Annotated in this window: 7 protein-coding genes; 2 read left to right on the top strand and 5 right to left on the bottom strand. The window is 67.7% G+C overall.

The features are described 5' to 3' along the window. Together ACFWPJ_RS23835 and ACFWPJ_RS23830 are read left to right on the top strand one after the other, a co-directional pair. On the top strand, nucleotides 1–1004 hold a 1004-nt coding region (locus ACFWPJ_RS23835), incomplete at its 5' end, for an FGGY-family carbohydrate kinase (RefSeq protein WP_378854612.1). 289 nt (nucleotides 1005–1293) lie between these two features. Next, nucleotides 1294–2295, top strand: coding sequence for an AraC family transcriptional regulator ligand-binding domain-containing protein (locus ACFWPJ_RS23830; protein WP_378854611.1), 1002 nt, complete (start codon nucleotides 1294–1296; stop codon nucleotides 2293–2295). Here ACFWPJ_RS23830 and ACFWPJ_RS23825 read toward each other — a convergent pair. The 5 genes from ACFWPJ_RS23825 to ACFWPJ_RS23805 all read right to left on the bottom strand — a co-directional run bounded on the left by ACFWPJ_RS23825 (nucleotide 2285) and on the right by ACFWPJ_RS23805 (nucleotide 5146). Then, nucleotides 2285–2476 (bottom strand): hypothetical protein, encoded by a 192-nt coding sequence (locus ACFWPJ_RS23825; protein WP_378854610.1) that lies wholly within the window; start codon nucleotides 2474–2476, stop codon nucleotides 2285–2287. The genes ACFWPJ_RS23830 and ACFWPJ_RS23825 overlap by 11 nt on opposite strands. A 152-nt stretch (nucleotides 2477–2628) precedes the next feature. Beyond that, a complete protein-coding gene (locus tag ACFWPJ_RS23820; protein ID WP_378854609.1) occupies nucleotides 2629–2967 on the bottom strand; it encodes a type II toxin-antitoxin system PemK/MazF family toxin in 339 nt (112 codons plus the stop codon). Next, nucleotides 2964–3326 carry a hypothetical protein gene (locus ACFWPJ_RS23815; RefSeq protein ID WP_378854608.1) on the bottom strand — a complete coding sequence of 121 codons (363 nt, stop codon included), beginning with the start codon at nucleotides 3324–3326 and terminating at the stop codon, nucleotides 2964–2966. Before ACFWPJ_RS23815 ends, ACFWPJ_RS23820 begins: the two co-directional genes overlap by 4 nt. Nucleotides 3327–3357: 31 nt before the next feature. After that, the gene (locus ACFWPJ_RS23810; RefSeq protein WP_378854607.1) at nucleotides 3358–4512 is read right to left on the bottom strand and encodes a hemerythrin domain-containing protein; all 1155 of its coding nucleotides are present in this window, start codon (nucleotides 4510–4512) and stop codon (nucleotides 3358–3360) included. Continuing rightward, nucleotides 4478–5146 (bottom strand): TetR/AcrR family transcriptional regulator, encoded by a 669-nt coding sequence (locus tag ACFWPJ_RS23805; RefSeq protein ID WP_378854606.1) that lies wholly within the window; start codon nucleotides 5144–5146, stop codon nucleotides 4478–4480. The genes ACFWPJ_RS23810 and ACFWPJ_RS23805 overlap by 35 nt, the downstream gene beginning before the upstream one ends. Nucleotides 5147–5217 lie beyond the last annotated feature (71 nt).

Below are 5217 nucleotides of genomic sequence, written 5' to 3'. Positions count from 1 at the left end.
GGTCCTATTCCTTGGGCGGGGGTTGCCGGGCCGGTGCTTTGCCCGCGCCCACCCAGTACCGCCCCCACACCGACGAGCCGGCGGGTGGCCGGATCGAACCGGATCTCGCCGGCGAGGTCCGCGCCACGCTCGTGCGGGATTCGCTACCACTGGTCGACGAGTGCTTGCGCACTGCCGGCCTGCATCGCGGGCAGCTCGGTGCGATCCTGCTCGCCGGGGGCGCGGCCACGCCGCCGGAAGTAGCCCACACTCTCGCGGACACGATGCAATGCCCGGTCGTCCGCGGACCAGCACCGGCGCAGTCCGCCGCATTCGGCGCAGCTCTGCTCGGCGCCCAGCGGCCGGCCGCCGATACCGTCATGGTGCCGGTGCGTCGACCGGTGACACGGGCCGCGGCGGCCGTCGCGACAATCGCAGCGCCAGTCCTCATCTCGGCCGCTGCCGGGTTGACGAGCGTCGATCTCAGCGGTCCAGAACACAGCGCCGCCAAGCCGGACGGCCGCGCCGCGACCGGGCTTCTGGACCGGTCCAGCACTGGCCCGCGAGAAGCCACGCCGGTGCCACGCGAGGCCGGCGAAGGATCAGCACCGATGGTTTCGGTGAGCGAGTGGACCTCACCTCCCGCGACGGCGAAGCCCGCGATGATGTGGACACCACCCGAGCGACCGTCGCAACCGGCGGTGCTCGATCCGGTCGATCCGCCGACAAGGGCAACCGAGGACGATTCTCCAGCAGTCGCCCCGGCAACCTCGACCGACTTCCCGGTCATAGCTGTGTATTACGCAGGGCCGGACAGTGATTCAGGTCAACCGCTTCCCCGCGATCAGCATGAACCGCCTACGTCGCCTCCGAATTCGCCGCCGCCGCCCGATTCCCCGACACCACCGTCCGATTCCCCGACGCCGCCGCCCGATTCCCCCACGCTGCCGACCAATCCAGACACCCCGGTCGATGCCGCACCACCACCATCGAGCGCGCCGGCCGAAGCGGTGCCGCCCGAGTAGAACCCCAGCACTTCCGCGACAACGGCGACATGGAGGATCCGGTCGACGGCGCACAGCCGCGGTGGAAAGGCCGCTGGATCGAGAGTGTTGTCATTTGCTCAGTTCGCTGCGCCTGTCGGCATCCGCATCGCGGCCCGTGAATGCCGCGAGCAACGCTGGAAGCCGTCGCGCGAATCAGCCTTTCGCTTTCGCCGTAGTTCGGTCTACGCAATGATGGACCCGCCTTCGAACATTGCGTGACGAAACCGCGACCGGTCCGCGGATCGGCATGCCGCCACGAGGAGTCGCCATGGCTACCGACCAGAGTTTGCTGCACCGTTTCGTCATCTCCCAGCTCGATGCCGCCGGGCTGGATCGTGCGCAACTGATTCGGGACGCGGGGGTCCCGGATTGGTCGATGACCGGTGACGACGTGCACCTACCCAGCGCGACGTTCTCCCGGTTGTGGGAGATCGGCGAACATCGCCTCGGCCCGGACGTCGCCCTGCAGGTCGCTCGTCGCTACGAGATGTCCAGCCTGGGCCTGTACGACTATCTGTTCGCGTCCGCGCCGACGCTGGGTGCCGGCCTGGCGACCTGCGGGCCCCACATCACCGCGGTCACCACCAATCACCGGTTCGACCTGGTCGCCGAGACCGAGAACGAGTCCACCCTCTATCTCGAGATGCTCGATGGCGATGGCCGTGGAAAGGATCACACCCAGCTGTGGGGACTGTCGGCCGTGCTGAGCCGCGCCCGCCTGGTCGTCGACGGTCCGTTGAACCCCGTGCGCGTCTCGCTGCGCCAGGCCGCTCCCCAGCGCGTTGACAGCTTTCGCGCCGTATTCGGTCCCGCCACGGTGGAATTCGACGCCCCCGCCGATTCGATCACCTTCCGCGCCGCGGACCTGGATCTGCCCCTGACCACCGCCGATCCGGTACTGGCCGCGGTCCTGCGTCCGCTGGCCGCCGCGCTGCCACCCCCGCCGACCCTCGCCTCGGCCTGGCCCGAACGGGTGGCCGCGGCAGTGGACAAGGCCATCGAGGCCGGGGAGGTCTCCCTGAACAGTGTCGCCCGGATCCTCACCATGAGCCCTCGGACCCTGCAGCGACGGCTGACCGAGGCGGGCACGACCTGGCGGGCCGAACTGGATCGGGCTCGCAGCGCCCGATTGTCGCGAGCGGTGTCCAGTGAGTCGCTCAGCGGCACCAGGCAGGCCGAACTCCTCGGCTACTCCGATGCGGGTTCGGTGCGCCGGGCGGCCCGGCGCTGGTCGGCGGGTTCCCAGCCGACACGGAGCCTCACGTCCTGAGATAGGTCGAGGCGATCCGCCAGAAGGTTTCCCGCTCCATCAAGTGGAAGTCCCACCCCTCGGTGATGTCCCGGAACGCAGCGACGATCCCCGCGACGTCGAAGTCGTCCCGGGTCGCGGTTCCCTTCGCCTCCAGCGCGGAAATCACATAGGCGGTGGCACTCTCCCTCGTAACCGACACCGCATGCTCCCCTCGTTCGCACACTGACCACACGAACCGTAAGTCTCGGATTCCCTCGGGGCAGCGACAAGGACAGAATGCGCCAATCTCATGCCGAACGCGCCAACCTCATCGACGGACAGCCATGCCAACCGGTCGAAGCTGGAAGTAGGTCAACGCTGCAGGCCGAGAATCAGACGCACCGAGTCTTCCACGCCGCGCAGCTCGCCGGGGGCGAGCAGACCCAGCTTTCGCCGCAATCGCGGCTTCGCCACCGTATGCAGATCTGAGCAGTTCACGTATGACTCGTCGTACTTGGTCAGCCCGCAGTCGGGTCCGACCGGAACATGTGTGGCCCGGGGTCCCGATGTGCCGGTGATCAGGGCGACGGTCACGGAGGTGAGAGCTTCCGCTATCCGGTTGACTGTCAGGACAACCACGGGATGCGGCCCCACCGGCTGAGGCAGGGCGCACACCCAGACCTCGCCACGCAACGGCGTGCCCGCGCTCACCACTGCATATCGTCTGCTGCCGCGAGCTCGGAATCACTCGGCTCGACGACCCCGTCGGGCAGCGGCGCACGCCGGTCTTGGTAGAAGGCCCGGATCTCTTCGGCCGCGCCCACCTCGGCTGCCTCTTTCGCCAGAAGTCTCAGTCCTTCGCGCAGGGCATCCGAGGTCGACCCGAGATGCAGAGTCTGCATGACCTCCTCGAGCGCCTGCATCTCCTCGTCACGTAGCCGAACCTGCGCCAACCTGCTGCGTCCCAGAACGGCCGCCGCTTCTCGCTTGGCCGGCCCGGCCTTCTTGGCTGCCCGCTTCCGCGAAGCTGCCGCGGCGTTACCCCCGACCGGCTGTCTTACAGGTGTCATACACCCAGCATGAGGCGGAAAACCGCATCCGTCAAGCTGGTCCCCTGCTCGTCGCTTCCGCGAGGCGGGCCAGGCGGGTGAGGTCGCCGTGCAGGGCGTTTCGGCGGTCGTGGTGGGCGGGGGTGGTCAGCCAGACCAGGCGGTCGAACCAGATCGGCATGGCGAGGACGCGGTAGGTCTGCACGATGTGGGTGCCGGAGTCGGTGGATTCGAGGGTGTAGCGCCATTCGGTGTGGTCGCCGTAGATGCCGCCGTGAGTGGTCCACGCCAGTTCGCGGGGTGCCCGCAGGACGGTGATCGTGCAGGTGCGGCTCCAGCGCATGACACCGGATTTGCTCGCGCCGGCGAATCGCGCGCCCACCGCCGCGCCGGTGGCGCCGTCGACCCATCGTGCGCGACGGCATTCGTGGCTCCATTCCCCGATCCGGGTGACATCGGTGAGGATGTCCCACACGGCGCGCGGTGCGGCCGAGGTCATGACCTCCTGCCGACCGCCCAATGATGTTTTCAGCGACGTGAATTCGCGGGTGCGCCACCGGCGGAAGGCTTGCCGCCGGTAGCGGCGGATCATGAGGTGGACAATGATCCAGCGCGGGAGCGCGGGGATCACTTCGGTGATCGCCTGGCGGTCCGCGCTGTCGAGGCCGTCGAGAATGAACAATCCCTGATCGGACAACTCGAGCGGGCCGAGCGGTTTCACGTTGTACTCGTTGCTCAGCCAGCGCCATTCGGCATCGCTGATGGTGTCCGAGACGATCGGCATCATCTCGTTCTCCTCGCGTTCGAGGTGCGCAAACAGCAGGCCCCGCAACTCGTCCAGCGCCGCGATCAGCTCCTCGCGCGCGTCCGCGGAGTTCTTGTAGGCGGCGGCCGCCGACGTCAGCGCCGCTATGGCGGGCAGGATGGATCGGTGGTCGGCATTCATCCGATCCAGCAGTGGCCGTGCGGCGACGTTGCGGGCGCGAACGAGCGGGTAGAGATGCTCGTCCTCGGATTCGTGGTGGTGGTGCAGGAAATCCATCAGCCAGACCAGATGGTCGGCCACGGCACGGCGTTGCTCGTCGAACGGGTACGGCCATTCGGCCAGGACGGCCCTGGCTCGGTCGATGTCACGTCGCATCGCGGTATGCACGATGCCCATGACGCGGGTGTCAGCGGGGCCGGACAGATCGGTGTCGGTGGTCATGATCGCGCTCCTCGTGGAGGTCGAGCAGCCGTATCACCATGGCGGCCGCCCAGTCCTGATACTGCTCGTGCGTCCATCCGGATCGGTCGGTCAGCAACAGGTACATCTCGTTGCTGAAGATGCCTTGGATCCCGTCGGCTTCGATCTCGGTCAGCGGCCGTCCCGCGGCCGCCGACACCAGCGCAGTCCGTGAAATTCGTTCGTCTGCACGACATTTCGTGTCGAGCTCACGCAGCTCGGCATGGCCTTCGGCCGCGATGTCGAGCGCGCGGCGCAGATGAGCGGTGCGCCGGTAGATCGATGCCGCCACCGTGGCGAGTTCGGCAACGCGCTCGGCGAGTGGCCTGCCGCTCTCGATGTCGAACCAGGGACGGTCGGCCAGCGACAGCACCGCGTCGTCGCCGACGACCGCCCGGTCGAGGACCGCCTTCAGCAACACCGCCTTGTTGCCGATCCTCGCGTAGATCGTCTCCACCGAGCACCCCGCCGCCTGCGCGATGTCACGCATCGAGGTGCCCTCCCAGCCGCGTTCGACGAAGAACCGGCCCGCCACCTCGAACACCGTGTTGCGGGTCCGCGCCGCCATGTCCTGACGGAGCGAAGAGTCGTATCGACGGGAAACCGCAGCACTCACCCACCCATTGTCGAACGCACCTGTATTGAATACAAGCATGTTTGCCACCGCTAACATCCTCGGCCTACCCG

Origin of the sequence: Nocardia sp. NPDC058497 (genome assembly GCF_042720195.1) — a bacterium.
Lineage (GTDB): Bacteria > Actinomycetota > Actinomycetes > Mycobacteriales > Mycobacteriaceae > Nocardia.
The sequence above is the reverse complement of the archived record's forward strand: the minus strand, read 5'-3'. Positions and strand labels throughout refer to the sequence as shown.